This window comes from Mesorhizobium sp. B2-6-2 (assembly GCF_006440615.1).
Lineage (GTDB): Bacteria > Pseudomonadota > Alphaproteobacteria > Rhizobiales > Rhizobiaceae > Mesorhizobium.
In genome coordinates this window covers 24,259-49,110 of the sequence record NZ_VFUG01000029.1, presented here as the reverse complement: position 1 = coordinate 49,110, position 24,852 = coordinate 24,259, and the positions used below count along the sequence as shown (strand labels likewise).

The 24,852-nt window shown below is 59.4% G+C and carries 19 protein-coding genes and 1 pseudogene; 10 read left to right on the top strand and 10 right to left on the bottom strand.

Going from position 1 to position 24,852, the window contains the following annotated elements; translation table 11 throughout:
• The 8 genes from FJ419_RS29665 to virB11 form a co-directional block, all read left to right on the top strand.
• Positions 1-1,735 (top strand): VirB4 family type IV secretion/conjugal transfer ATPase (locus FJ419_RS29665; protein WP_140700730.1); only part of this gene is annotated, 1,735 nt, incomplete at its 5' end.
• 13 nt (positions 1,736-1,748) lie between these two features.
• Positions 1,749-2,432 (top strand): type IV secretion system protein VirB5, encoded by a 684-nt coding sequence (locus FJ419_RS29660; RefSeq protein WP_064993313.1) that lies wholly within the window; start codon positions 1,749-1,751, stop codon positions 2,430-2,432.
• A gap of 58 nt (positions 2,433-2,490) precedes the next feature.
• On the top strand, positions 2,491-3,378 hold the full coding sequence (locus tag FJ419_RS29655; protein WP_064993312.1) for a type IV secretion system protein: 888 nt from the start codon (positions 2,491-2,493) through the stop codon (positions 3,376-3,378).
• A gap of 22 nt (positions 3,379-3,400) precedes the next feature.
• Positions 3,401-3,559: a type IV secretion system lipoprotein VirB7 gene (locus FJ419_RS29650; RefSeq protein ID WP_013533338.1), complete on the top strand. Its 159-nt coding sequence runs from the start codon at positions 3,401-3,403 to the stop codon at positions 3,557-3,559.
• On the top strand, positions 3,556-4,269 hold the full coding sequence (locus FJ419_RS29645) for a type IV secretion system protein VirB8 (protein ID WP_013533337.1): 714 nt from the start codon (positions 3,556-3,558) through the stop codon (positions 4,267-4,269). Before FJ419_RS29650 ends, FJ419_RS29645 begins: the two co-directional genes overlap by 4 nt.
• Entirely contained in the window at positions 4,266-5,147 is an 882-nt protein-coding gene (locus tag FJ419_RS29640) for a TrbG/VirB9 family P-type conjugative transfer protein (RefSeq protein ID WP_064993311.1), read from the top strand. Before FJ419_RS29645 ends, FJ419_RS29640 begins: the two co-directional genes overlap by 4 nt.
• Positions 5,144-6,286: a type IV secretion system protein VirB10 gene (gene virB10 / locus FJ419_RS29635; protein ID WP_064993310.1), complete on the top strand. Its 1,143-nt coding sequence runs from the start codon at positions 5,144-5,146 to the stop codon at positions 6,284-6,286. The genes FJ419_RS29640 and virB10 overlap by 4 nt, the downstream gene beginning before the upstream one ends.
• On the top strand, positions 6,270-7,310 hold the full coding sequence (gene virB11 / locus FJ419_RS29630; protein WP_013533334.1) for a P-type DNA transfer ATPase VirB11: 1,041 nt from the start codon (positions 6,270-6,272) through the stop codon (positions 7,308-7,310). The genes virB10 and virB11 overlap by 17 nt, the downstream gene beginning before the upstream one ends.
• 118 nt (positions 7,311-7,428) lie before the next feature.
• Here virB11 and FJ419_RS29625 read toward each other — a convergent pair whose 3' ends face one another.
• The 3 genes and pseudogenes from FJ419_RS29625 to FJ419_RS29615 form a co-directional block, all read right to left on the bottom strand.
• Entirely contained in the window at positions 7,429-9,864 is a 2,436-nt protein-coding gene (locus FJ419_RS29625; protein ID WP_064993308.1) for an ATP-binding protein, read from the bottom strand.
• 167 nt (positions 9,865-10,031) lie between these two features.
• Complete coding sequence (locus FJ419_RS29620) at positions 10,032-10,784, bottom strand: carbonic anhydrase (protein ID WP_064993307.1); 753 nt, start codon at positions 10,782-10,784, stop codon at positions 10,032-10,034.
• Positions 10,785-11,757: 973 nt separating this feature from the next.
• Positions 11,758-12,463: pseudogene (locus FJ419_RS29615) on the bottom strand (porin); the annotation flags it as partial.
• On the opposite strand from FJ419_RS29615, the gene FJ419_RS31350 reads away from it, so the two are divergent.
• Positions 12,378-12,863, top strand: coding sequence for a hypothetical protein (locus tag FJ419_RS31350; RefSeq protein ID WP_064993306.1), 486 nt, complete (start codon positions 12,378-12,380; stop codon positions 12,861-12,863). The pseudogene FJ419_RS29615 and the gene FJ419_RS31350 sit on opposite strands and share 86 nt — an antisense overlap.
• A gap of 29 nt (positions 12,864-12,892) precedes the next feature.
• Here the strand turns inward: FJ419_RS31350 and FJ419_RS29605 are convergent, their stop codons facing one another.
• Complete coding sequence (locus FJ419_RS29605; RefSeq protein WP_084015684.1) at positions 12,893-13,492, bottom strand: type IV toxin-antitoxin system AbiEi family antitoxin domain-containing protein; 600 nt, start codon at positions 13,490-13,492, stop codon at positions 12,893-12,895.
• A 98-nt stretch (positions 13,493-13,590) separates the two neighbouring features.
• On the opposite strand from FJ419_RS29605, the gene FJ419_RS29600 reads away from it, so the two are divergent.
• On the top strand, positions 13,591-17,655 hold the full coding sequence (locus FJ419_RS29600) for a helix-turn-helix transcriptional regulator (RefSeq protein WP_084015682.1): 4,065 nt from the start codon (positions 13,591-13,593) through the stop codon (positions 17,653-17,655).
• Between the two features lie 171 nt (positions 17,656-17,826).
• Here FJ419_RS29600 and FJ419_RS29595 read toward each other — a convergent pair whose 3' ends face one another.
• From FJ419_RS29595 to bioB, 6 genes are all read right to left on the bottom strand, one after another.
• Entirely contained in the window at positions 17,827-19,473 is a 1,647-nt protein-coding gene (locus tag FJ419_RS29595) for an MFS transporter (RefSeq protein WP_064993354.1), read from the bottom strand.
• 340 nt (positions 19,474-19,813) lie between these two features.
• The gene (locus FJ419_RS29590; RefSeq protein WP_064993303.1) at positions 19,814-20,797 is read right to left on the bottom strand and encodes a beta-ketoacyl-ACP synthase III; all 984 of its coding nucleotides are present in this window, start codon (positions 20,795-20,797) and stop codon (positions 19,814-19,816) included.
• A complete protein-coding gene (locus tag FJ419_RS29585) occupies positions 20,794-22,059 on the bottom strand; it encodes an adenosylmethionine--8-amino-7-oxononanoate transaminase (RefSeq protein WP_064993302.1) in 1,266 nt (421 codons plus the stop codon). Before FJ419_RS29585 ends, FJ419_RS29590 begins: the two co-directional genes overlap by 4 nt.
• Positions 22,059-22,694, bottom strand: coding sequence for a dethiobiotin synthase (gene bioD, locus FJ419_RS29580; RefSeq protein ID WP_064993301.1), 636 nt, complete (start codon positions 22,692-22,694; stop codon positions 22,059-22,061). Before bioD ends, FJ419_RS29585 begins: the two co-directional genes overlap by 1 nt.
• Positions 22,691-23,833: an 8-amino-7-oxononanoate synthase gene (locus FJ419_RS29575; protein ID WP_064993300.1), complete on the bottom strand. Its 1,143-nt coding sequence runs from the start codon at positions 23,831-23,833 to the stop codon at positions 22,691-22,693. Before FJ419_RS29575 ends, bioD begins: the two co-directional genes overlap by 4 nt.
• Entirely contained in the window at positions 23,830-24,789 is a 960-nt protein-coding gene (bioB, locus tag FJ419_RS29570) for a biotin synthase BioB (protein ID WP_246679425.1), read from the bottom strand. Before bioB ends, FJ419_RS29575 begins: the two co-directional genes overlap by 4 nt.
• Between the last annotated feature and the right edge of the window lie 63 nt (positions 24,790-24,852).

The window sequence follows — 24,852 nt, the reverse complement described above, 5'->3', positions numbered from 1 at the left end:
GATCTACACTGACCAGGTCATCTGCGGGAAGCGGGCGCTTGAGATTCGACGGCCCGGGGGCAGCTCGGTGGGGTCATTGTTTTCGTTCCGTGAATATCCGGCGACGACGCGGCCCGGCATGCTAAATCCCTTGCTGTCGGCCAACTTCCCGCTTGTGCTCAGCCAGAGCTTTTCCTTCCTCACTCGGCCCCAAGCTCATGCGAAGCTTAGCCTTAAGTCCAGCCAGATGACGAGCGCCGGCGACAAGGCTCTCACCCAGATCAATGAACTTGCCGAAGCAGAGGACGCACTGGCAAGCAACGAGTTCGTCATGGGTTCGCATCATCTGAGCCTGTGCGTCTATGCCGAGAGCCTCAACAGCCTTGCAGATCGCGCAGCAAATGCCCGCGGAAGGCTGGCCGATGCGGGCGCCGTCATCGTCCAAGAGGGTATCGGTATGGAGGCCGCGTACTGGTCCCAACTTCCGGGGAACAACAGGTGGCGCACACGCCCCGGGGCCATCACCTCGCACAATTTTGCCGGGCTTGTGTCATTTGAGAACTTCCCAAACGGTTCCGCATCCGGCCACTGGGGCAAAGCTGTTGCGCGCTTCCGCACGAACGGTGGAACTTCTTTCGACTACATCCCCCATGAGAATGACGTGGGCATGACGGCGATATTCGGGCCAGTCGGCAAAGGCAAGACGACGCTGATGACCTTTATCCTCGCGATGCTTGAGCAAAGCGTGGTCGATCGCGATGGTGCCATCGTCTTTTTCGATAAGGACCGGGGTGGTGAACTGCTGGTGCGGGCCACGGGGGGGACATATCTAGCCTTGCGCAGAGGCGCTCCGAGCGGCTTGGCCCCTCTGCGTGGACTGGACAACACCTCCGCCTCGTTGGACTTTCTGCGCGAATGGTTGATGGCCCTTATCGAGAGTGACGGCCGCGGTCCGATCTCGCCGGAGGAAAGCCGTCGACTAGAACGTGGCATTGTTCGTCAACTTTCGTTCGAACCCGTGATGCGCTCAATTGCGGGCCTGCGCGAATTCCTGCTGCACGGCCCCTCCGAGGGCGCAGGAGCACGGCTGCAGCGGTGGTGTAGAGGGAATGCGCTTGGATGGGCCTTTGACGGCGATGTCGACGAAGTAAGGCTTGATGCCTCCATCACCGGCTTCGACATGACGCAGCTCCTGGAATATGAGGAGGTCTGTGCGCCGGCCGCCGCATATCTTCTGCACCGCGTGGGCGCCGTTGTCGATGGCCGTCGGTTCGTCATGAGCTGCGACGAATTTCGCTTCTATCTGCTCAACCCGCAGTTCTCGGCTGTTATCGACAAGTTCTTGCTCACCGTCCGCAAGAACAACGGGATGTTGATACTTGCAACGCAGCAGCCCGAACACGTGCTGGAATCGCCGCTGGGAGCCAGTCTCGTTGCGCAATGCATGACGAAGATTTTCTACCCGTCACCGACGGCGGACCGGGCTGCGTATGTCGATGGTTTGAAGTGCACCACGCAGGAGTTCGAGGCGATCCGCCACGGAATGGCAATTGGCAGCCGCAAGTTTTTGCTCAAGCGCGACAGCGGGAGTGTTGTTTGCGAATTCGACCTTGGCCAGATGCGCGAGTACGTAGCCGTACTCTCGGGGCGGGCCAACACCGTGCGCTTTGCCGACCAGCTTCGTGACCAGCACGGAGATGCCCCAAGCGGGTGGCTCGACGAGTTCATGGCTCGTTACCACGAAGTTCAAGACTGAAGGAGGAATATTCATGAGATTTGCCAAGCTTGCAGTGACGACGCTTGCTGTTTCCTTTCTGCTTAGCACACAGGCCAGGTCGCAATTTATCGTCAGCGACCCGGCATTGACAGTACAAGCGGGACTAACAGCGGGTTCCACTGCGGCGATGCTTATAAAATCGGCTCAGACGCTCGCTACCACGATCGAAATGGTAGAGATACTGAAGTCGTCATTTGCTGTCACGGGACTGCTGGGCGCACTGAACCAGGGAAACCACTACCCATCGAGCAATAAGCTGGACGGGCAGATGTTTGATGCTCGGGCGCCGGTTTCGACCATGGCGCGTACCATTGTGCAAGACCCAACCCGGAGAGTCACCGGCACCGATTCAGAAGCGAAACTGTTAGAGGAGCAAATCACTGGTGCCGCCAATGCGGCAGCTCTTGCAGCCGACACTCTGGACGTAATGGACAAGCGCCTTAAGGCTAACGACAACACGCCTGGTCAGCTTTCGCGCTCGCGAAATATTGTGCAGGCCACCGTGACCAACGGTCTGGTCCTCAAGCAGATTCACGATGCGGTCATCCAAAATGTCGAGGCCACGAGTCTGCTGACGATGACCACTGCACAAGGCAGCCTTCACGCCGTGGAGGAGGCCGCCACGCAGCGTCGCGAGCGCCAGGACACCGCCAAGATGTTTGGCACACTGCCGTGAACCACGCAAAGTTCGTCCGGCTCAACTGGGCTGATCAGGGACAAATCAGGCTCAGGCCATGAATTTCAAGATTGCCGCGCCATTCACGGCCATACACACGATCTTTGATCTGGCCTTTACCTCAGGGCTGCACAACGTGCTTGAAAAGATCCAAGAGGCGGTCAGCGCACCTCTGGTCGCGTGTGTAACGCTTTGGATAATAATACAAGGCTGTCTGGTCATGCGCGGTCAAGTCGATGCGCGCGGGAGTATCTCGCGCGTAATCATGGTGTCGATTGTCGTTGCCCTGATCTTGGACCAGTCCAACTACCAGCAGTACATTGAAACGTTCTTCGACGACACGATTCCAAGGTTTGCTCACCATATAAGTAGCAGCGACTTGCCATTCGTCGATATTCCTCGGAAGCTAGACTTTATGTTTGCTGCAAGTCAGTATGCTTTTCAGATGATTGCTTCCGAAATTGGGACAATGAATGGCCAGGACATACTTGCCTTCCAGGGAGCGCAATGGATTTTCTACGGCTCGCTGTGGACGGCGTTCGAGATCTACGATGCCGTTGGAATTCTGACGAAGCTGCTCTTGGCGATCGGACCCCTGGTCCTTGTCGGCTACCTTTTTGATCGCACGCGAGACATGGCCACCAGATGGATCGGCCAACTGCTCTCGTACGGGCTGCTGCTTCTCCTTCTCAACATCGTTGCGACGATAGTTATTGCGGCCGAAGCAGTCTCGCTGACAGCAATGCTTATCATAATCAAAATGTCGGGCACGACAGCAGCCAAGATCATCGGGCTTTACGAGCTCGACATGCTCTTCCTCGCTGGCGACGCTCTGATCATCGCGCTTCCGACGATCGCCAGCAGCATCGCCGGCGGCTCTTTGGCAGGCGAGAACCGACCTCTTAGCAACCTCAACCGCTACTTTGCCAAAACGGCGGGTGGTTAATCAATCAACCGGTGCCAAAAACATGAAACGCTATCTACTGTTGCTAATCCTCGCTTTGGCGGCCTGCAAGACAACCGATCGGCTTGCGACCTGCACGGGTACGCCATTCCAACTGAACGCGGGACAATGGGAAACCACTCCTGAGGATCTTCAGGTCGAGTGCGCGGAAGAGCCCAAGTGAAATTTCCTGAACATGCCCTTCTGGTGGAGAGAGAAACGCTAGCCGCTCACTACAAGAAGGTGGAAGCGTTTCAAACTTCACGAGCGAAGTCTGCGCGGCGCTTGTCAAAGGCGCTTATAGCCTTTGCCGCAGCGGCGGTCCTGGGAAATGTCGCCCAGGCATTTACCATCGCTGCCATGGTCCCGTTGGCCAAGCTCGTACCTGTGTTCCTCTGGGTGCGGCCGGACGGTACCGTTGACAGCGAAGTGTCAATCTCTCGACTGCCGGCAACCCAAGACCGAGCCGTCATAAACGCTTCGCTGTGGGAATATGTACGCCTGCGCGAGGGCTACACGGCAGATACAGCCCAATACGCCTATGACCTCGTCTCCAGTTTCAGCGCACCTTCTGTGCAACAGCAATATCAAGATTTCTTCAACTATCCCAACCCCACCTCGCCGCAGGTCACGGTTGGGAAGCGCGGCAAGCTCGAGGTCGGGCATATTTCATCAAATGACATCAGTCCCGACGTTCAGCAGATCCGATACAAACGTACGCTTGTTATCGATGGGCAGACGCCGATAGTGACCTCCTGGACTGCTACCATCCGCTACGAGCGCTTGACGGGTCTGCCTGGGCAATCGAGGCTCACCAATCCGGGAGGTCTACTCGTCACATCCTACCAAGCCTCGCAAGACACCGTATCGAACCTGGGCTTCGTGCAGCCATGACAAAAAGAGCATTTCTGGCGCTGGCCTGTTCACTCTTCCTAACGATGGAAGCGTGCGCCGAAGACACGCCACTTGCCGGCAAGCATGATGCGCGGATGCGCTACCTGGCTTACCGCCCCGACGAAGTGGTGCGCCTATCGACCGCAGTTGGGGCAACGCTGGTTGTCACATTCGCGGCAAACGAGACCGTCGCAGCCGTGGCTGTTTCCAATAGCAAAGACCTGGCTGCGCTCCCGCGCGCCAATTATCTCTTTTTCAAGGCTAGCCGGATGCTGTCGCCGCAGCCGGTCGTCGTGCTGGCCGAGAGCGAGTCCGGTACACGCAGATACGTCTTCAGTATTTCAACGAAAGCGATGCCCAAACTCGATGAGGAGCAACCAGACCTATACTACAGTGTGCAGTTCACCTATCCTGCTGATGAGGCTGCTGCTCAGAGAAAGGAAGCGGAAAGGCGCTCGATTCTTGGCCAGGCCCGGGCGAGAGTGCTGCAAGACGAGAGAGTTCGGGATTTGTTGAATCGGCCCGCCGCAGCTGCCAGTCCGGACGAAAGCAATTTTCACTACGTCGCAAAGGGCGATCGGTCGCTGGCGCCGCTGGAAGTCTTCGATAATGGCTTTACGACCGTATTTGGATTCGCAAGCAATTCCCGCATACCCTCCCTCTACGTTATCAATCCCGACGGCAAGGAAGCCGCTGCCAATTACACGGTCAAAGGCGACTATGTTGAAGTATCCGCCGTCGCCCGGGAATGGCGTCTGAGAGATGGCAACACGGTCTTGTCCATTTTCAACAGAGCTTATGACCCTGTGGGACGAGCGCCAGCGACCGGTACAGTGACACCCGACGTGTGGCGCGTTTTGAAAGGCTCGGGACGATGAATGAAACCGGCCCACAGGCGGGACATGATGTCCATGCATCCGGATCGATGGTCTCGGAGCCGGCCCGCCGGCATGTTTCGGGATCGCAGAAGTTGGCCGTCGCTGCTCTTGTTCTCATCTCGTCTCTATCGCTCATCTGGCTCGGAGGTCGTTCCAGCACACAAGACGAACCATCTCAGCCAAAGCCGCCAATTGTCGCCAACGTCGAGCCATTCCGTCCCGTGCCAATCGAGGTTGCTCCAGAACCTCCAGCACCCGCAGAGGCGGCCAAGGCGGCAGAGCCTGCGCCATCCACGCCGCCCCCACCAGCGGCAGATGATCCGCCGCCGGAGGAATCACCAATTTTCGCCTACAGCGGCAGCGGTCAAATGCCCAATGCCGATCAGCGGAGCGAAGACAAGCAAAATGATGCTCCGGGGACAGCGGATGAGATTTCAAACGGTGGCGATCTGTCAGGCCGATTGAAGCCAGATATACAGGAGCCGAGCCGGGCCACACTTTTGCCGCACCCTGATCTCGTGATTACTCAAGGAACGATCATTCCCTGCATTTTGCAAACTGCGGTCGACACAAATTTACCCGGCTATGTGAAGTGCGTCTTACCTAAAGCCGTCCGAGGCGCCACCAACAACGTCGTGCTCTTGGATCGCGGGACAACCGTGATTGGCGAGATCCAGCGCGGTCTCCAGCAGGGGGATGCGCGTGTATTCGTGCTGTGGACGCGCATCGAAACACCTGACCATGCCCTCGTTTCGATAGCATCGCCGGGCGCTGACGAGCTCGGCCGCTCCGGAATGCCTGGCACGGTGGACAATCACTTCCGGGAACGCTTTGGCGGAGCGATTCTCATGAGCGTCATCCAAGGCGCGTTTCAGGCGGCTGGTCAATATGCGGCCAGCTCTGGCGGAGGAAGCGGCACCAACAGCTTCCAGAGCAATGGTGGACAAGCCGTCGAGACGACATTGAGAGCGACGATCAACCTTCCCCCAACCCTGAAGAAAAACCAAGGAGACGCCGTATCCATCTTTGTGGCTCGGGACCTCGACTTCTCGGATGTATACGATCTTAGAGCGACTGCCGCAGCGCCATCCCCCCAACATCGCGAACGCCGGAGAAACAACAATGCAATCGGAGGCTGATCCTCAATTGCGTTTGCTTCTCGATCCCGTTCTGAAATGGCTTGAGGAGCCAAGAACCGAAGAGGTCGCTATCAACCGGCCTGGGGAAGCCTTTGTCCGACAGGCCGGCGTTTTCACGAAACATCCACTGCCGCTGTCTTATGACGATCTGGAGGACATCGCGATCCTCGCCGGAGCGCTGCGCAAGCAAGATGTCGGACCGCAAAGCCCCCTCTGTGCGACTGAGTTGCCGAACGGAGAGCGGCTGCAGATCTGTTTGCCCCCCGCAGTACCCTCAGGAACAATAAGCCTGACGATACGGCGTCCCTCAAGTCGTGTGACCGAACTCAAGGAAGTTTCTTCTCGCTACGAATATTCGCGTTGGAATCAATGGCGGTCACGAAAAGAGCGCCAAGAGCGGCAGGACGAAACGATTCTTCAGCACTACGACCATGGTGACTTGGAGCAATTTTTGCGAGCCTGCGTCTGCGGGCGGCTCACAATGCTGCTTTGCGGACCGACTGGAAGCGGCAAAACGACAATGAGCAAGACTTTGATCAACGCTATACCCCCGCATGAGAGGTTGATCAGCATCGAGGACACGCTCGAACTTGCAATCCCGCACGAGAACCATGTCCGCTTACTCTATCCAAAGGACCGAGCAGGCGCAGGTGCGGTGACGGCCGAGCAACTGTTGCAAGCCAGTTTGCGCATGCGGCCTGATCGAATATTGCTTGGCGAGATGCGCGATGACGCCGCTTGGGCCTACCTTAGTGAAGTCGTCTCCGGCCATGCGGGATCGATATCAACGATTCATGGGGCTGATCCGGTACAAGGTTTCAAAAAGCTCTTTTCACTCGTCAAGAGCAGCGCGCAAGGAGCCGCTGTCGAAGACCGCACGCTTCTTGACATGCTGTCGGCTGCCATTGACGTCATCATACCGTTCCGTACCCAAGGCGACGTGTATGAGGTAGGAGAGGTATGGCTCGCCGCCGATGCCCGGCGGCGGGGAGAGACAGTAGCCGACCTTCTCAACAAGCACTAAGGCTGGAACAACGTCTCGGGATCGGTAAGCCGGTGTCGACGCGTTATTCTGTTCTGCTTCGATATCTTTTTGACGGGCCTTCTCGCAGTGGTTGGATAGGCTGAGCGATTCGGCGGTATCATGCCATCATCATTGTACGAACCGCATGCGCCATTGTCCGGGATGAGACCGGCTTCGCTAGCCAAAGGACGAGGGCCTGATTAGCGGATATGACCGGCATGGAGTCGGTTTGGCCGACGACTATGACAGGCACCGTCATGAGGGTGGGGCATACGGATTCGGCCTGTCCTCGCTCCAGGAAAGGCGTTCTACCTAAAATCACCAGGTCTGCTGCCTTCCCGCTTTCGGTCCACTCGCAAAGACCTTCAAGGTTCGCGAAGCCGACCGGCTCATAACCCAGCGCGGCGATCTGGTCCCTGTAGATCTCCAACTCTGCTGGATCGGGCTCCACGACTGCAACGATTTCTCCGTTGCCAAGTGGTCCGTCGTACCGACCGAAAGCGATGTCAGCGGTGACTGGCTCCTCGTCGGAGGCCGGTAGGTAGATATCAAACCGCGTCCCTCGGCCAACAGCCGAGGTGACATCAAGGCATCCTGCGAGCGCGCTCACGTGCCTGTCAACCGCAGCAAGACCCAGCCCGGTCCCGCCGACGACAGAGCGCGTGGTAAAAAAGGGCTCAAAGACATGCGGAAGTATCGAACTTGCGATTCCCGGGCCATCGTCGCTGATGGAGAGGAGAACGTAATCTCCAGGTCTCAAGGTGCCCTGAGCCAGCGGCTTGGTTTGGCGCACCTGAGCGCGAGAAACGCTGACCTCGACACGGCCCTCGTTCAAGACAGCCTCCGACGCGTTCTTGCATAGATTCATGAGGATCTGCTGTATCTCGGTTGGGCTGCCCTCGACCACCGTTTGCCACTCGTTGATCTTGAAGTTCAACTGAACATCCGACCGAACTGTGACCCGCAGCAATGGCGCAAGATCCATGACAATTTCGGAGACGTTGAATGGCACTGCCACGCGCTGTCGGTTTCGGCTTAGTGACAGGATCTGGTCGACGATCAGCTTGGCTCGGTGTCCAGCTAAAATGATCTGGTCGATGTGATTACGGATTCTGGAGGGGCGACGCACAAGGCTTTGGGCAATCTCTGAATAGCCGATTATTGCCCCTAAAATGTTGTTGAACTCATGTGTAACGCCGCTTGCGATCGTGCCCACGGTCCTCAGCCTTTCCACATGCTCCCATCGACTCACCAGAAGGTCGCGTTCCGTATTTATACGTTGCAGTTCAAGATGGTTGCTCAAACGCACAATGGCGCTGGCAAGAACCCGCAGGTCGTCTGCCGAGGGGAGTGAGCGATCTCCTTCAAAAACAAGGATGCAAACCACAACCTGCTGATCGGAAGCCCTGCAGGCAACAATTTGACAAACACCGGAAAGCCCTAAGGCGGTCCGAACGACGCGAAACACTGGCCGTCCGGCGCGGACAAGTGAAACGACTTCATCAATAAGCGGCACGTTCCAGACGGGTGTGTACGTGTTCGCCACAAAGCACTCGGTATGCCTGCTGAGACTCGGATCCACTAGGGCGAGCGCGCATTGATCCGCATCGAAAACGCGTTGAACGACTCTGAGCGCTTCTTCGGTGGAAAAGCGCGCCGAGGCGTCCTTTGCTTTACTTTCGTTGAGGCGAGTTTCGATCTCACTCATTGCCTCTTCAAGCTCCAACCGCCTTTTCAGCCGGTTCGTCCGCAGAGGCTGCCTGGAGGGCGGAATCATCGCAAACAAGCAGAGGCATATGGACACCAAACCGAGGAAAAGTCGCATGCGCTGCGCGTGCGCGCTGGCCAAGCTGTAGCCCTCCAGATGCTCTCGCTCCAGTTCGGCGGCCTTGGAGAACGTGTCCGGAGATGCGATCTGATCGGCAGCTTCGTCCAACCTCCATGAAGAAGATAAGGCAGCTCCAGCCTTGCTCAGAACGAGCCTCGGTTCAGCCGAAAGCACGATCAGCATCGAAAGTTCAACCATGCCCGACGGTGCTCCCCCAAGGCGGCCAATCGAGCGAGCTAGCTGTGCAAGACAGCTTTGCATGAGCTGATTTTGTTCGACCAAGACTGAGACGGCAGCCTTTTTGCTTTCGATCGAATCTATGAGCTGCGCGAGCAATCTGGATTGCTCTGATCTCTCATCGGACGAAATCTCGAAAGAACGTTGCAAGTTTACACGAGTCTTTTGCAACGCTTGCCCGATAGAAGCAACCGAACGGTAGTCCAATGTCATATCCATCCCAGCGCGGGCGACGTCGCGCCGGAGCAATGCGTCATTGATCTGAATCGTTCGCAGCTGGCTTAGGATCGCGTGATCGATCTGCGGGGGCTGGCCCTGCGTCCCGACCAAGAGCGCAATCGAGGTGGCTAGGGCGATCATAATTGCTTTGTCGGAACTGAGCCAAGGAAACGGCGTTTGATCCGCGATGGACCCCTTGCGAAGGTCCGACATGAATTCCAGTTCATGGGCTCGGTATGCGGCCGGATGCTGCTGGAACAGGAAAGCCACGCCTACCTCTCCCCCTTATGAGAATGGCTTAACACCGTTACCGAACTTGGTCCTGGTGCGCTTCCAGCGCGAAATGAGCTCCCAAAGCGCCTACGCGACGCGGAGCACATCCTTACGATTCTGAAAGCAGATCAACATGACGCGCAGGCGGTTTTTACGCCGGGGCGTCAGCTTAGGCCCAGGATGAAGCGCCGATTGGGCGCGCGGATAGGGCGCGCGTTTTCGGGATATAGCGAGGTAAATCGCTCTATGTCTGCTGGGTCGACATCAACCGGTTCCGTCGCCACCATCCAGTCGACGTTTTCCGTGCATGGCGGCGTCGTCAAAGATCCTTCATATGTCCAGTAGCCAAGCGAAGCCGGCAGAAGCTCGTTCGGGTCGACTTCATCGACGGCTGCCTCTTCGCCTGACGTTGCAGGAAATGCGGCAGCAAGCCGGGCAAAGCTGGCATTTGTGGCGCCTGGCGTCAGAAACACGCTCAGAACACCCACAGTATCGCTGTTGCGGCCCTTATGGACAAAATGCGCTTCCATCGGGAAACTCTTACCTGCGACGTGGTGCTCGCTTGGTGCATGGAAATGGAACTGTAGCAGCTCATAGACACGATCCCCCCGAGTGAGCGTGCTGCCTTGCGGCAGGTTGATCTGAATGGTGTGGCCGTTGTTCACCATTCTGCCGCCGCCCCTGTGCCAACCTATGGCGATGTGCGGAATATCCGCTTTGACCGCGCCCCTGATATCGACCGGCGATTGCTGCATGCCCGCCGAGCAGACCAAATTCGTCTTGTCCAGATGCCCCCATTGTTCGGGGCCGACCGGCCCGGCATATCCCCATTCGGTGCTGGCCGCCCGCGCGGCTTCAGCGCAAATGGGACAAGCGCCGAGTGCAACGAAACCTTTGATCAGATTACGACGGTGCATGTTGCTGTGGCTCCTACTGAACACTTCAATTTGGCGTGGCATGGGAACTGCGGGCGCAGCTGTGATGTGGGCGACAGGGGCCGAACAGTTCGGCACGCCACCATCGCGGCCTCAGGGCGACCGACGGTCCCGCGCACGGCCGTGCTCGCCGGCCACATGCGGTTGTGACAGCTATTTTCCCCCGGTAGAGGATAGTCCCAGCTAGCCGGCTGTATCCATGCTCATTGTCTCCACGACCGCCGTTTGCCGTTCGGCTGCAGATCACATTGGCAACTCCACCGAAGATGGCGGCACCCGGGCCGCACTGGGTAAGCGATTCCACGCAACAACTCCGATGGCCCCACCAGGCCAACTGACGCTTCATATTCATCATCGGACAGCCGGAGAAATCGATTGCTTAGATAAAGAAGCATCCATGACGTGGATGCATACATTGCCATTGCCCAATTTGCGGTGCTGCTTGGGACGCCGGCTACGGATAGGAGGGTCGGCCATTTCCCGGCGACAACAACGCGGCTGAGAACTGGGCGAGGCGGCACGAAATTTGGCTAGACCTTATGCTGTCACGGCTTCCGGGACCAAAGGCTTGCGAGCCTGGGCAGTCGGCTGCGATTCAGATTGAGTTGCCCTGAAGACGGCCCAGCAGAACAAAATTCTCACTGATGTTGCGACGACGCCCGCCGAAACTCATCCTGAACCACTGAAGAAGGTTCAAGTGCCTGGACGAAGTGTCTAGGTGTTCTCAGCCCTTGCGTGCTCTCGATTCGGCAGCTTCATCGCCAGGTAGTAGCCCAACAGAGATGCAGATCGACCGGCGATGTCGCGGACCAGCTGTTGAGTTACCGAGCTTGGGAGTCTCGCTGAGCAGGTTCTGAAGCCCAGCAACGGAGTCCGGGCATGATCATGCGGGACGACATCTTGAAAGGCCAGACAGCGAGGCACCCGTCGGGCGCCGCCGTTCAAATTCATTCCGTTAGAACGAGCTTTGGAATCGCAGAACGCCGCCGAGCCTGTCCGCTTTGCCGACGTTAGCCGGGTTCGAGGCGACGGGAGTGAGCTTGGCGTAGTGGGCATAATCGACTTCGGCCCTGATTGTGAACCCTGGAATGGCCATATAGGCGAATTGCAGCCAGTCCGCAGTTGCTGAGCTGATCGCCTGAGACCTGGAGGTTCAACGACGTTTTCTCGTCGAAACCTGTAAGTGGCCCCTACCCACAAAGCCCAGTCGCCGCTCCATTCTTGTAGAAGCCGCGACCCTGAGCGGCGATCGCCCTGCTTGGGTCGTCGTTGGGATTGCCAAGGGAGCCGTAGCCGAACATACCGAATAACGACAATCATCTGTGACGTTGAGGTCGATGCGGACCTTGCCAGCCAAAGCGTTGTAGTTGCTGTCACGAGCGATGACGCCGGTGATCGCTCCGCCAGCCTGTGTCTGTCTCACGCCTAAGACGACGTGGGGAACATGGCCGTCAAGAGAACCGACCTCACCCGCCCCTTATTCAAGTGAAACCAGAGCTGAAAACCCATTGTCGGAATCCAGATAGTACTGAGCTACGTTGGTGTCGAAATCGCCAATACGCAACGAGTGCATTATTGAAGACGTTCCCGGAGTATCCGGCAAACGTGTCGAAGGCCGAGTCGTCCTTCCCGACACGCAGGCCACCAAGCTGGATCCAGGCGGAAGTCAACTTGGCGCCGCTGTTGAAGGCTGTTCGGCCAACCCTTCAGGTTCAGGCGAACGCCTTGGTATTTTCCTTCGCGCACGGGATCGACTGTCAGGGAGGCCGCATCGAAGACGATGCCTTCGTCGGGAGCTTCGACCTGGCAAATCCGGGTGAAGAGGTCGTGAATGGCGCCGGGGTCAGGGTCGCCTTGGCCGAGCAGGTCAAGATCGCCGGTTGGCCTGAAGACGTATTCGGGCCAGGTCACGAACAGCATTGCGCCCTTGAGTACATAGCGCTCGGACGCTTCGGTCATACTGAGGCGGAAAAGCAAGCGTTCGATCGCATACCGCGTCAGGATGCGCTGATAGTCGTCACCCTGTTGCCTAGAGTGCTGAAGAAGGCGGTCTCTTATTGAGGCGGCAGGATTCTTGAGAACCTTAGCCATCATTGTACGGCCTTGATATAGGGCTCGATCCGGGCGGTCACTCGATCAATGACCGCGTACTTCATCAGCTCACTCGCTATGGTCTTTCGTTGTTGCAGAGCGTCGCGGAGCGCCTCGACTGCGACGTCTTCGCCAACATGACGGCGATGCTTGAAGCAATCGGCAACCGTTTTTGCGACGCCATAGATCGCTACATCGACGCCTTCGACGCGGATGAACTCGACTCCGGATGCCAGGACTTCGCAGGTCGCCCGAACAATCTCCAGACGCAGGCCTGGAGTGTGCGGCGTCCTTGCCTTGTGTGGTATCGTCATCCACACCGCGTGCGGAAGCTGGGTCGTCAAACCGTGGTGACGAAGCGCGCTGATGAGGCTGACCACGCCGTTCGGCACAATACGTGCCGCTTCTGCCAGATCATGATCGGTGTCTTCGCCCATTCGCTCGGGATGCTGGTATAGACCGCGCCTGAGACGTACGATATCACCGGCCTCGGTAAGGCGCCTGAGATAGACCAGCGGGATGCCGGCCGCCGTAAAGTCGCGCGCACGCACGATGCCGCGATCTCGAACGAGATTCAGGGCGGTCTCACGGTGGGTCATACGATTTCGAGGCATTTGTTATCTATTGTCGGCAAAAATTTAGATTTGTCGACAGAAAAGAACAGTTGGGAAAACTCAACTGATGTCATATATTTCATATGACCATGGCGCAACAGGTTTCCCCGCTTGATCTTACCCCAAAGCACGTCCGGGCCGCCCGGGCTCTTTTGGCGTGGTCCCAGCACGACTTGGCCAAGCAAGCCGGCGTGGCGACCTCTACCGTTGCGGATTTCGAGCGGGGTCAACGTATCCCCGTCGCCAACAATGCCCAAGCAATTCGTACGGCGCTCGAAAATGCCGGCATCCGTTTCCTGCCGACGGGTGCGGTAATCGGACCAGCTATCCCGAATATCACCCCGTCCGAGCGAGCAGGCGCACCTATCCGCTGGGTGGATGCGGAAGATCTTTCGGTCTGGGCAAACCGAACAGAAGGCGTGCTGAGCATGCCAACCCTTGTTTCACATCTGATACGCGCTACCGCCGGCACCGCAGTTCACCTCCGCTTTCCAGCTGACGAAGGGGTCCAGCATCCGGGCTGGGACGGACAGACCTACACGGACACAGGAAACTCTTACGTGCCGAAAGGTGAGGCTGGTTGGGAGATCGGAAGCCAGCGTCGCGACATCGAAAGAAAGGTGACCGAGGATTACCGGAAGCGAACCGACGAGCCGGCGCCGTTCGATCCAGCCAATGCTAGCTTTGTGTTCGTCACTCCCCGCCACTGGCCCGGCAAGGATAAATGGGCAAAGGCCCGAGAGGCGGAAGGGCCTTGGGCAAACGTTCGTGTTTATGACGCCGACGACCTTGTCCACTGGATCGAACAAACACCGGTGGTTGGGCTGTGGTTGGCGGTTCGCCTGGGGAAGCGACCGGAGGACACTCGAGAGCTCGAGGAAGTCTGGGAAGAGTGGTCGCTCGCTGCGAAGTGGCCCCTGACCGAGGAGTTGGTCCTAAGTGATCGTGACGAGGAAGCAGCTGACCTTCTCCGCTGGCTTCGCAGCAAGCCATCCGTTTTCTCGCTCCAAGCTACGACCACAGATGAGGTCGTGTCGTTCTTTTACGCAACACTTGCGATGCTCCCGGACGAAGTGAAGGCCGCTTACAAGGCCCGATGCCTGGTGGCGACGACCGCTGCGGCGGCGCGAGCATTGGCAAACGCGCCAGGTCCTCTGATTGTCGTCATGACTGAACCAGACCCCGGCATCGCGCACGCGCTGGCGGGACGCGGCCACTATGTCCTGCAAGCCTATGACGAGCGGCCGATCTCCCGAGGTGACGTCCGTGCCCTACCGCGACCGTCGCGCGAGGGGATCGCTAGCGCTCTGGTTGCCGCTGGCATTGCGCAACCTCGTGCCGAGGCATACGCGCGCGACAGCGCACGCAATTTGGCTGTCCTGCGTCGCCTTATTCCCAGCGCGCCGGGGCGACGGCCACAGTGGGCGGAGGTTAGGCCGCCTCAAGCATTGTTGGCAGCACTTCTCGCGGGCGGCTGGGATGAGGACGCAGAGGCGGATAAGGCACGCCTTGCAGAGCTCGCTGACGAACCATATGACGCAATCGCCCGCGATCTGATGCCTTACGTCGGAAGATTTGACAGCCCACTGCAAAAGATCGGCTCGACCTGGCGTATCGCTTCGCCGCAAGATGCATGGTTCCTGCTTGCGCGGCATTTGACAGGGGTCGACATCAAGCGCTTCGAGGCTGCAGCCCATGCTGTCCTCGGCTCCGTAGATCCGCGGTTCGAGATGGACCCAGACGAGCGCTGGATGGCGAGTGTTCGCGGCGTCCAGCGCGACTATTCGGGAATGTTGCGCCATGGGATCGGACAAGTACTGATCCTGCTTGCTCTGTGGGGCGAGGAGATTAAGACGATACCGGACGCCGCACGCCGTGCTGATCATATTGTCGCGAAGCTGCTGGCGAATGCCACCAAACAGAGATGGTGGTCCCTATCTCGAGACTTCCGATTGTTGGCCGAGGCCTCACCGAGCGCCTTTCTTCGGGCCATCGAGGATAGCCTTGATCTGAACGACCCGCCAATCCGCGCCCTATTCGGCAGAGACGGGGAAGGTGTCTTTGGGGCAGAGCATTTGTCGGATCTTTTGTGGGCGCTCGAGTCCCTGGCCTGGTCGCCAGAGCTCATGCCGAAAGTGACCCATGTCCTGGCTCGGCTGGACGCCATCGACAACCCGCCCGGGCAATACGCGAACCGACCGGCCAACAGTCTCCGCGCGATTCATCTTCTCTGGCTGCCCCAAACCTATGCGACGCTCGACCTGCGGCTTCGGGCGCTCGACCTCATTCGCAAGCACGAGCGAGACGCCGCCTGGAAACTCATGTTGAGCCTGCTACCGCAGGGGCACGACACCTCCATCCCGTCGCCGATGCCGCTGTGGCGTGATTTTACCGTCGATGAAGTCGAGGTGGCTACATGGGCCACCATCGGGCGCGGAGCTGTGGCGATCACGGAGCGTGTGCTCGTCGACGTCGGCCTCGATGCCGCCAGGTGGACCGCGCTGCTCGACCGATTCGCTGACCTTTCACCGGACACGGAAGGTGGGTTCTCTACACTGGAGGCGGCTGAGCCGAGGATTACTAAGCAGATTGACCGCGCAGCAATATGGGCCGCCATGCGCCGTGTCCTCCATCACCATCGGCAATTTCCAGACGCCGAATGGTCCATGCCGAGTCAAGTGCTCGACCGACTTGAGGCGATTTACGAGCGCTTCGCACCCGCTGATCCAATAGAGCGCGTGGCATGGCTCTTTGAACAAGATGCGGGCTTGCCACGGCCTTCGGCCGAAGGTTGGAAGACGAATGAGCGTGAGGTCGATCTAGCGAGGAAAGATGCCGCACACGCCCTGTTCTCCAAAGACGGCATTCCAGCCATCCTCGCGCTCTCCCGCAAGGTTGGCACAGCGGGATACATCGGCAAGGCGCTCTTTGCTGGCGGTCTCTCCGAACCCGATCTCGAAGCGCTGTTGGAGTCGGCAATTCGAAGCGAAGATGCGCATGAGCGTGCTCTTGCCCACGGCCTGATCGTCTCTGCCTTTGCAGAGCGAAAGGAGCCATGGGCAGCTGAGTTGATCGCTAAGGCAACCAGTCGCTCTTGGGGCGACACCGCATTGCTTACGATCCTGCGCGCGCTTCCTGGGCGGCGTTGGACTTGGGACCAGGCTACCAGCGCTGGCGCTGAAATCGAAGAAACGTATTGGCGTCAGACGCCGGTGTTCTGGATGAGCGACGACCGTGACGAGGTCGGTTTCGCGATCCGCAAACTCATCTCCGTTGGTCGCGCGCGTCACGCTCTGCCGCTCGCGGCACGCGACAGCCGAACTGATCTGCTCTCAGATCTTCTCATCGAGGTGCTACTTGAGGCCGTCCGACAGCCGTTCGAGAGCGAGGGCGACAGGAACGAAGCGACGATGTTCCAGCACTACGTCGCCGAAATCCTCCAGGTGCTTGACAAACGTGATGACGTCGACAGCAATGCATTGGTCAAGGTCGAGTGGGCCTATCTACCGATTTTGACTCGCTCGCGCCGTCCGCCCAAGGTGCTTATGAAGGCGCTGTCGGAGCAGCCATCCTTCTTTGTCCAAATACTCAGCGCGGTATTCAAGGCGAGCGAGGAAAGCGGTGTCGTCGACGTTGAGCCGCAGGATCCCGAGCGAGCACGCGCCATCGCCACCCAGGCCTACCGACTTCTTGAGGAATGGGATCGGCTTCCCGGTACAAAAGATGATGGGACGATCGATAACGTTGCTCTTGAGGGGTGGATCAAGGAAGCTCGATCGCTCGCTAAGACCGCCGGCCGAGAAGATATCGCCGACAGTCGCATTGGCAACGTTTTGGCTGCCTCTCCTTTTGGAGCAGACGGCAACTGGCCGGCCGAAGCGGTCCGCGACGCAATCGATCTTTTCCGCAGCAAACCAATGATCAATGGCTTTTTGACCGGTAAGATGAACCGACGTGGCGTAACAATGCGATCGCCGCGCGACGGTGGGGAGCTGGAACGGAAGGAAGCCGCTAAATACCGCGGATGGTCGAATGCGATCTCTTTCGACCATCCGCATACGGCCAAGGCTCTCGACACGCTAGCGGACAATTATGAGGCTCAAGCACATCGCCACGATCAGAGTTCCGAGCGACTGGACTGGGAATGACTGCTGGGTTTCGGGCCTGGGATCGTGTGGCCAATGCTGTTTCACACGCGAACTGCTGTATGCCGAGCTTCTGGTTGGCCGCGCGGAATTCGGAGCTTTTGCAGCAAAGTAGGTCTCTCGGTCCGCCAGAAGCGCCAAAGGCCAGACCCCAATGCTCGACGCGTGGTCACGTCACCTCGGAGGGCGAGAAAAGAGTGTTGGGGAACGGGTACGCGCGGCCTCAGTCGTGCGTTCAATGGAAAGCACTGTGTGAGGAGGATCCTCCCCATCGTGCAGTGACAGGAGATGGTCACCGATTTCCTTATCCGCTGCCGTGAGCCGATGATTCAGGCGAAGAAAGTCCATCCAGGTCGGCGTGCGGAATGTCTCTGTCCAAATCGAAGGCGTTTGAAGATTTCGCTGCAGTGTCCAGTTTCGCGCACCGGCACGGCTCTGAACATGCCGCCTGGCGCGCATGTAGCCCAGAAAGGTCTCGATGTTCTCTTCGGGTATCCGATACTCCACCTTGACCACTATGGGTCCACTTCTGGGCTTCAAGTCGAGTGCCAGCTCCGGCGGGCGAAAATCCGAACTTTCCTGATCCGTTTCCTCCCATGGACCGACCGGTAACAGCATTCCCGCAGCCGCAACCAGCAACAGAGCGCCGGCGGCGCCCTCCAAAGCCCAGCCTAAGGAGTAGTTCTGTGCGACAGTACCCCAGATCCAGCTGCCAGCCGCCATCCCGCCTGCGCTCAAGGCGTAGTAGATCGACAGTGTCCGGCCGACCACCCATCTGGGGCTTGCCAGTTGCACCGACACGTCGATCCCAGTCCAGGTGATGAGCCAACCCGCGCCGCCGAGTGCCAGCGAAACGACCGCCACGGGGACCGATGATGTGAGTGCAAGCGAAAGGCAACATGCCGCACAAGCGACAGAGGCGAAGGACACCAGCCTGTTTTGAGACGTCATCCGCCTTAGAAAGCTATTGCTCATGCCCGCAATGAAAGCACCCATCCCGAAGCCGGCCAGCAAGATGCCGTAGATGATCGGGCCGCTCTTCAGCTGGTCCCGGACAAATAGAGGCAGCAATGCAAGGATGGAGATGCTTGCCAGGCCGAAAAGGGTTGCACGGGCAATCGCTGCCCTGATCTCCAGGGACATCACAGTGAAGCGCACTCCGTCATGAATTGCCATCGTCATGCGTTCACGAGGGAGAGGGGAAGTGCGAACCTTCCATCGTGTGCGCCATATCGCGGTTAGCGGCGCCAGATCACTCAGCGCTGCCAAGGCGAAAGCGGCAAGCGGTCCAAGAAATGCCAGGACCACGCCCCCCAAAGCCGGACCAACGCTGCGTACAATGTTGTATCCTACGGACATGAGGGTGACCGCGGCCGGGATGTCCCTTTTGTGAAGGATATCGCCAACAGATGCGTGCCAGGCCGGATCATTCAAGGCAAAGCCGCAGCCAGCCAGGAAACCCAATGCAAGAATTAGCCATGGACCGGCAAATCCCAGACCCACGGATATCATCAGCGTCGTTGAAGCCAATGCTATCAGGCAGTGCCCCGCAAACATCACCCATCGGCGGCTGAAGTTGTCGGCAATGGCTCCGGCAACGATTGAGAGGAGGAACACCGGCAAGGTGGATGCAGCCTGCACCAGCGCAACCATCAGGTCCGAAGCGGAAATCGTGGCCATCAGCCAGCTGATGGCCACCGTTTGCACGAGCCAACCGAGGCTGGATATTTGTGTGGCGGTCCAGATCGAGCGAAACACCGGGTTTCGAAAGGGAGCGAGCGTTGCTGAGGCAGGCAGATGGGTATTGTTTTCGGACTGCATGATCATTTGATGCCTTCGAGGGGCCGCTTGTTCAATTCTCGGCTGCCGGTGCTGCCGCTACAATATTGATCTATGGACCAGAAGGGCCGGACTTATCGACCAGGACGACTTCGTCGAGGTGAGGAGGGGTGATGAACTCTGTTGGCTCCGCTCTCCCATGCTGGCGCCGACAACCTTCGAAAGACAGCATTGCCGATCGTGCTGATCGACAGAATCATCTGCAACTTTGATCGCTCTGGCCTGACCACGCCAGCGCCCATGAAGCTTGTCGGCGACCATTTTTTCGTGCGCCCGTTCGTTCGTGTCATCGGTGACGGATCCTGTGCATGACCGCGTACGGCTAAATTCCTATGACGAGTGCGCCTCCGCTGAGACCGGCACCGGCCGCGGCAAGAAGAATCTTTTCGCCTGGCCGAAACGGCTGCGCCCGATGCGAAAGCGAGAGCGAGAGTGGGATCGTCGCGGCCGAAGAGTTGCCGTAATCGGCAATCGTCTTGACAATTGCTTCATCCGCTATGCCCAGATTCCTGCCGACCGCATCGAAGATCCGGGCATTGGCCTGGTGCGGCACGAAACGATCGATGTGTTGCGGCGGCATTCGGGCGGCCGTGAGCGCACCTCTCGAGCAGTCAGTCATCATCTCTACAGCCCTGGCGAACACTTCACGCCCGTCACTGATGGTCATACGGGTTTGCTCGAGGTCCAGCTCGCCATGAAACGGCGTGTTGCTGCCGCCGGCGGGAATCTGAATCAGCCCGTAGCGCGAGCCGTCCGAGGCCATCGCCGCGCCGAGAATGCCTCCGTCCGGCTCTTTGCACGGGGCAACCACCACCGCGCCGGCGGCATCCGCAAACAACACCGCGCTTGCGCGCTCGGCCGGATTGATGCGGCGGCTGAGGATATTGGCGGCAATCACCAGGCTCGCTTTGCCATGGAGGCGGGTGAACCCATCCGCCAACATCAAGGCATAGATGAAGCCGGCGCAGGCACCCGTCAGGTCAATCGCACCGGCGCGGTCGAGCCCGAGCCGGTGGGCCACCAGCGGCGCGCTCGGTGGCAGGAGATGGTCGGGCGTGGACGTGGCCAGCAACAGCAGGCCGATATCGTCACGGTCGACACCGGCATTCGCCAGCGCCATGTCGCCGGCGCGCGTGGCAAGGCCCGATAATGTGTCTTCGCCCGTTGCCCAGAAGCGCGACCGTATCCCGGTGCGCCGCTCGATCCAGCCGGGTTCGAGCCCGAGACGACCTTCGATTTCCGCGTTATTGACCTTGCGCGCCGGCGCGTGATGACCGAAACCGACGATGCGCGACGACCGGATCATGATCGCGAACCGAAGCGTTCGCCGGCCTCCTCTATGGCGTCATAGAGCCCGTCCAGTTCGTCGCCGGTGATGCAATAGGGCGGCAAAAGATAGAGGACATTTCCGAGCGGGCGCACCAGCATGCCACGTTCGAGGAAAAAAGCGCGCAGTTTCGGCCCGATCTCCGCCAGATATCCGGCCGAGCCGGTGCGCAGATCGAGGGCTAGGATCGTGCCGTTTGCTCGGCCCTCGGCGAAGAAGGGATTGTTTTGGAAGCGTTGCAGGCCATCGGCCTGTCTCGCACTTAAGGCCGCAATCCGCTTGGCGACCGGCTCGCACCGCCAGACCTCGACATTGGCAAGCGCGGCCGCGCAGGCGATCGGATTGGCGGTGTAGGAACTTGAGTGGAAAAAGGTCTTCTTTCGGTCCACGCAGTAGTGGGCCTCGAAGATGGCATCGCTGGCGAGCGTGGCTGCCAGCGGGACGGCGCCGCCAGTCAAGCCCTTCGAGGTGCACAATATGTCCGGTGAGATCGATGCCTGCTCGCAGGCGAACATGGTTCCGGTGCGCCCCCAGCCGGTCATCACTTCGTCGGCGATCAAGAGCGTGCCGGACGCTTCAGCGATCCGCTTCAATTCCGCCAGCACCCAGGCCGGATACATCAGCATGCCGCCGGCGCCAAGCACGAGCGGCTCGATGATCAGCGCGGCGGCGCGGCGGTCAAGAGACAGGGTCTCGAAACGATCCAGCGTTTCCTGCTCCCGCCCCGCGGCCGGAAAAGGAATGGTGTCGACCTCGAACAACAGCGGTTCGTAGGCGGCATTGAACACGCCCCGGGCGCCGACGCTCATCGTGCCGATCGTGTCGCCATGATAGCTGTGTTCCATGGCGACGATGCGCGAGCGCGGCGCGCCTGTGTTGCGGAAATAGCCGAGCGCCATCTTCAGTGCGACTTCAACGCTCGTGGAGCCGCTGTCGGAATAAAAGACCCAGTCGAGGCCTGGCGGCACCATTTCGATCAGCGCCGACGCCAATTGCTCTGCCGGCTCATGGGTGAGGCCGGCGAAGATCACCTGGTCAAGCATCTCGGTCGCAATCCGGATCGCTTCCATGATCCGTGGCTGGCGGTGCCCGTGAGTGACCACCCACCAGGAGGAGATTGCGTCGAGGATACGCCTTCCGTCATTCGTCTCCAGCCAAGCTCCGTCGGTGCGGACGACGGACAGCATGGGCGGCTCGATCGCGTGCTGGGTGAAGGGATGCCAGACGCGCGACCGCGGCATCACTCGCCTCCAGCCATCTGCGCAAGGTCGAAGCTTGCAAACATCGCCTTTCTCAGAGTTTCGCTCGTGAGCGGAGCGAGGTGTGGCAGTCTGCCGAGCTGACGCACCGCGCCCAACTCGGTGATTGTCTTTTGCGTATCGGCCGCCTCTTCACCGATGAAGACAACGCCGATCAGCGGGATCGAGCGAGCCCGCAGGGCTTCGATCGACAGCAGGCTGTGGTTGATCGTGCCGAGTTCAGTGCGGGCGCACAGGATCACCGGCAGCCGCCATTCAGCGAAGATGTCAATGAATCTTGTCTGTCGATTGATCGGCACCATCAGTCCGCCAGCGCCTTCGATGACGAGCGGTGTGGGCAGGACCGGAAATGAAAGATCGGCAGGCTCGATCGAGACACCGTCGATTTCGGCTGAACGGTGCGGCGACAAGGGGCTCCTCAAGCGGTGGGCCTCCGGCAGCACCCGCCCCGATGGCAGGCCAGCGAGCCGTTCGACCACCTCACTGTCGGTCTCACCTTCGAGACCCGATTGGACCGGCTTCCAGTAGAAGCCGTCGAGCAGACCTGCGAGCCCCGCGGCGAAAACGGTTTTGCCAATTCCCGTATCGGTTCCCGTGACGACGATGCGCTTGCTCATGCCGTGGTGGCCAATACTTCGGCAAGCGTCTCGACCATGACGCGAATGTCAGCCTTGCCCACGTTGAGCGTCAGCGAAATGCGCAGCCGCGAGGTACCCTCCGGCACCGCCGGCGGACGAATGCCGCGTAAGTCGAAGCCGCGAGCCTGCAGAGCCGCCGCGACAGCCATGGTGCGCGCCACGTCCCCAATGACAAATGGGTGGATCTGCGAACCGCTGGGCTTGGCTCCGCAATGCTCGGCCAGTTGCCGGCTTGCGAAGGCAACGTGCTCGTGCAAATCAACGCGGCGCATCGGCTCGTCGACCAGCATTGCGAGCGCTTCGCGCGCAGCCACTGCCATCAGCGGCGATGGTGCGGTGGCGTAGATAAACGGACGGCAGCGATTGACAATATAGTCGCACAGCACTCGCGGCCCGGTGACGAGCGCGCCCGATGCGCCGAGTGCCTTGCCGCATGTATGGAGAGCCACGATGTTGTCGCGGCCCTCGAACGCGGCGGCCAGCCCGCGGCCCCCCGGTCCCCAGACACCTGTGGCATGTGCCTCGTCGACCAGTATGAAGGCCTCGTGCCGATCGGCAAGCTCAACCAGGCTCTCCATCGGCGCGCAGTCGCCATCCATGCTGTAGAGGCTTTCAACGCCGATCCAGATGCGGCCAATGCCGCCTTCGGCGCGCCAGCGCCTGATCGCGTCCTCAAAAGCATCAATGTCATTGTGTGCCACCAGCCTGAACTCGGCGCGTCCTGCCCGGGCCCCTTCATGCATGCTGGCATGGGCGAGTTCATCGAGGATCAACAGGTCGCCCTTCTTCACCAGGGTGCTCAGGAGGGCGAAGTTGGCCATGTAGCCGCTGCCGAAGAACAGCGCCCGTTCGGCCCCGAAGAACGCGGCAGCATCTGACTCCAGCGCCTCATGCTCCGGCGCGTTGCCGCGCAGAAGCCGCGATCCGGTAGCGCCCACAGGGGTGCCCCGCTCGATTGCCGCCGCGACTGCATCGCCAAGTCTCTTGAAGGCAGCAAGCCCGAGATAATCGTTGGACGAGAAGTCGAGCCCGACCCGCGGCGCCAGTGCGCGCAGCCGGTCCTTGCGTGCCAACCCCTGCAAGGTTGCTTCAAAGCGGGCGAGCGGTGGCTCGTTCATTTCGCCTCGCCTCGCATCGGTTCGATGCCCAGACGTCTAAATAGACGAGTATCCTTGTCCTCTCCGGGATTGTCCGCAGTCAGCAGCGTGTCGCCGACAAAAATGGAATTGGCGCCGGCAAAGAAGCACAGCGCCTGGGTCTCGTCGCTCATCGCCGTCCTGCCGGCGGAGAGCCTTACATCAGACTTCGGCATCATGATCCGGGCGAGCGCAATGGTGCGGATGAAATCGATCGGATCGATGGGTTCGGCATCGGCGAGCGGCGTCCCCCTGATGGGGATCAGCATGTTGATCGGCACGCTTTCGGGCGGCTCGGGCAGGTTCGCCAGCGTCACCAGCATGTCCATGCGATCGGCCTTTTCCTCTCCCATCCCGACAATGCCGCCGCAGCAGACCTTGATCCCAGCCTCGCGCACGCGCCCAAGCGTTTCCAGCCGGTCGGCAAAGGTCCTGGTCGAAACGACCTTGCCGTAATAGCGCGCAGAGGTGTCGATGTTGTGGTTGTAGTAGTCGAGACCGGCCGCCTTCAGGCGCTGCGCCTGGCTGAGGTCGAGCATGCCGAGAGTCATGCAGGTCTCCAGGCCGAGCGCCTTCACGCCTTCGATCATGGCGAGCACGGCGTCCATGTCGCGCTCCTTCGGACTGCGCCAGGCAGCGCCCATGCAATAGCGGGTTGCGCCAGCATCTCGTGCCTTGGTCGCCTCCTCGACGACATGTTTGACCTCCATCAGCTTCGAGGCCTTCAGGCCGGTTTGGTGATGCGCAGACTGGCTGCAATAGCCGCAATCCTCCGGGCATCCGCCGGTCTTGATGCTGAGAAGCCGCGACAGCTGCACCCGGTTGCGATCGAAGTTCTGGCGATGGACCGTCTGCGCCAAGAAGAGCAGATCGTTGAACGGCATTCCGTATATAGCCTCGGCCTCTTTGCGGCTCCATCGGGCTAGTGCTGCCTCCATCGACTGCGTGGCAAAGTCCGAGTCGCACTCCTCGTTCATTTCCGTTGTCATCGTCAAAGCCTC

Excerpts from the sequence above, each read along its gene's own strand:
- FJ419_RS29660 (WP_064993313.1), top strand. The coding sequence starts at position 1,749 with ATGAGATTTGCCAAGCTTGCAGTGACGACGCTTGCTGTTTCCTTTCTG.
- FJ419_RS29655 (WP_064993312.1), top strand. The coding sequence starts at position 2,491 with ATGAATTTCAAGATTGCCGCGCCATTCACGGCCATACACACGATCTTT.
- FJ419_RS29650 (WP_013533338.1), top strand. The coding sequence starts at position 3,401 with ATGAAACGCTATCTACTGTTGCTAATCCTCGCTTTGGCGGCCTGCAAG.
- FJ419_RS29640 (WP_064993311.1), top strand. The coding sequence starts at position 4,266 with ATGACAAAAAGAGCATTTCTGGCGCTGGCCTGTTCACTCTTCCTAACG.
- virB10 (WP_064993310.1), top strand. The coding sequence starts at position 5,144 with ATGAATGAAACCGGCCCACAGGCGGGACATGATGTCCATGCATCCGGA.
- virB11 (WP_013533334.1), top strand. The coding sequence starts at position 6,270 with ATGCAATCGGAGGCTGATCCTCAATTGCGTTTGCTTCTCGATCCCGTT.
- FJ419_RS29620 (WP_064993307.1), bottom strand. The coding sequence starts at position 10,784 with ATGCACCGTCGTAATCTGATCAAAGGTTTCGTTGCACTCGGCGCTTGT.
- FJ419_RS29605 (WP_084015684.1), bottom strand. The coding sequence starts at position 13,492 with ATGACCCACCGTGAGACCGCCCTGAATCTCGTTCGAGATCGCGGCATC.
- FJ419_RS29600 (WP_084015682.1), top strand. The coding sequence starts at position 13,591 with ATGACCATGGCGCAACAGGTTTCCCCGCTTGATCTTACCCCAAAGCAC.
- FJ419_RS29595 (WP_064993354.1), bottom strand. The coding sequence starts at position 19,473 with ATGCAGTCCGAAAACAATACCCATCTGCCTGCCTCAGCAACGCTCGCT.
- FJ419_RS29590 (WP_064993303.1), bottom strand. The coding sequence starts at position 20,797 with ATGATCCGGTCGTCGCGCATCGTCGGTTTCGGTCATCACGCGCCGGCG.
- FJ419_RS29585 (WP_064993302.1), bottom strand. The coding sequence starts at position 22,059 with ATGCCGCGGTCGCGCGTCTGGCATCCCTTCACCCAGCACGCGATCGAG.
- bioD (WP_064993301.1), bottom strand. The coding sequence starts at position 22,694 with ATGAGCAAGCGCATCGTCGTCACGGGAACCGATACGGGAATTGGCAAA.
- FJ419_RS29575 (WP_064993300.1), bottom strand. The coding sequence starts at position 23,833 with ATGAACGAGCCACCGCTCGCCCGCTTTGAAGCAACCTTGCAGGGGTTG.
- bioB (WP_246679425.1), bottom strand. The coding sequence starts at position 24,789 with ATGGAGGCAGCACTAGCCCGATGGAGCCGCAAAGAGGCCGAGGCTATA.